1 protein-coding gene is annotated in these 1,130 nt (G+C 45.3%); it reads left to right on the top strand.

The window, feature by feature from the left end:
• On the top strand, window positions 1-1,130 hold a 1,130-nt coding region (locus I6F54_RS20160), incomplete at both ends, for an IS4 family transposase (RefSeq protein ID WP_197142803.1).

The raw sequence follows: 1,130 nt of genomic DNA, 5'->3' as shown, positions 1-1,130 counted from the left end.
TTGAACAAGCAAAAAGTCATAACTTATTGCTCGCATTAGAAGACACGACCACACTAATTTATAAACATTCCTCCATTCGAGATGATTTGGGTCATGTCGGACGAGGAGCAAAACAACGAGGCTTGTTAGCTCATAGCGTATTACTGTTTGCGCCAGACACAAAGCAAGTTGTGGGATTAATTGAACAGTCTCGCTGGAGTCGTGATATCAACACGATTGGAAAAAGAGAAAAACACGCGACGACTTCTTACGAAGAAAAAGAAAGTTACAAGTGGGAGTCAGCGTCACGAGCGATGGCAGAGCGGCTGCAAGGACAAATGGCGAACGTGATATCGGTGTGTGACCGCGAAGCGGACATCTACGAATACTTGCAGTATAAACTAACCGAGCAGCAACGATTCGTCGTACGCTCGATGCAAAGTCGTCATATTGAAGAAGGTGAGGATAAGCTCTATGCGTTTGCAAGCGAGCTGATGAGTGCAGGCACCAAACACATCCACATTGCACAAAAAGGAGGAAGAAAAGCCCGAAGCGCAACACTGGATATCACCTATGCGCCAGTGACACTCAAAGCGCCTTACAATAAGAAAGGACACTCCCTCCCAGTTTACTATGTCGGCTGTGCAGAGCGAGGAAACGCTAAGAACGGCTTAAGCTGGCACCTATTAACCAGTGAACCAGTCACCAGCAAAGAAGACGCCTTAGCTATCATCACCTACTATGAGCACCGTTGGCTTGTAGAGGAATACCATAAAGTCTGGAAAAGTGATGGTACGGATATCGAAAGTTTACGCCTTCAAAGCCAAGATAACATGGAAAGATTGGTGACGATTAATGGCTTTATTGCGACGCGAATATTGCAACTAAAGTTCACCAATGAGCAGCCTGATTCTCCAAGTTGTGAACAACTGTTATCTCCCAAAGCATGGAAGTTATTGTGGTTAAAGAGAATAAAAACACCATTGCCTGAAACTGCTCCAAATATGTCATGGGCGTATCAGGAACTGGCAAAGTTAGGAGGCTGGAAAGATACCAAGCGCACAGGGCGTGCATCTGTGAAAGTGTTATGGCAAGGATGGCTTAAGTTACAAGCCATCCTGGAAGGCTACGATTTAGCAAAATCTCTTGAG

This window comes from Pseudoalteromonas sp. SWXJZ10B (genome assembly GCF_015864475.1).
Lineage (GTDB): Bacteria > Pseudomonadota > Gammaproteobacteria > Enterobacterales > Alteromonadaceae > Pseudoalteromonas > Pseudoalteromonas arctica.
Note: the sequence above shows the minus strand (reverse complement) of the source record. Positions and strands in the feature narration are given on the sequence as shown.